General features: G+C 71.5%; 1 protein-coding gene. It reads right to left on the minus strand.

Annotation, left to right across the window (positions count from 1 at the left end; genetic code table 11):
- Window positions 1-138: 138 nt before the first annotated feature.
- Window positions 139-860, minus strand: a 722-nt coding sequence (locus G3N99_RS40950; RefSeq protein ID WP_241012108.1) for an amidase family protein, incomplete at its 5' end; no start/stop codon positions are given.

Genomic DNA, 860 nt, shown 5'->3' on the forward strand with positions numbered 1-860 from the left:
CCGAAGGTCGCGCCGGTGTGCGCGTGGCGCGCCTCGCCGTCGATGAACGCGCGCCCTTCGACCCGCAGCACGGCCGCGCGGGCCTGCCAGTCTTCGAATGTCGGATGATTCATGCGTTTCCTCGTGAAAAGTCGCGGATCACGACCCGGTGACCGGATCGATCGGCGTGAAGATGCCTGCGCGCGCCTCGATCGCTTCGCCCGCGGCGAGACACAGCGCTTCCTGGAAGCGTCCGGCGACGAGCTGCACGCCGGTCGGCACGCCATCACGGATGCCGGTCGGCACCGACAGCCCCGGCAGCCCGAGCAGCGCCGTCGCGAGCAGCGGCCCCTGCCGCTCGACGATCGCGCGCATCGCGTCGTCACCGTGCTGATCGGCATCGATCGCGAACGGCTGCGCGCACGACACCGGCATCAGCAGCAGCGGATGGCGCACGAAGAACTGCTGCCAGTCGCGCAGCAGCGCGGTGCGCCGCGCGAGGCCGTTCATGTAGCCTTCGAGGTCCAACGGCGTCGCGAGACGGCGCTGGCTCGCGAACGCGGTGCGGATTGCCGCATCGCCGTGCTGCATGATCACGTCGCCGAGGCCGCCGCGCGCTTCGTTGGTCACGAGGTCCAGCCACAGATCGCACGCCTCGGCGATCCGCGGCGGCGCCACTTCCTCGACGATGCAACCGGCTTCTTCGAGCCAGCGCGCGGCCTGCCGGATCGCATCGACCACCACCGGATCGGACGGCACGCCCGGCAGCGCCGTGCACACGGCCACGCGCGCGGGGAACGCGGCTTCGTGTGCATTCGGCGCGACCGGCATCCACCATGCGTCGCGCGCGTCGCCTGCCGCCATCGCGTCGAGCGCGAGCC

Source organism: Burkholderia sp. Ac-20392 (assembly GCF_017104585.1).
In the GTDB taxonomy this organism is placed as follows: Bacteria; Pseudomonadota; Gammaproteobacteria; order Burkholderiales; family Burkholderiaceae; genus Burkholderia; species Burkholderia lata.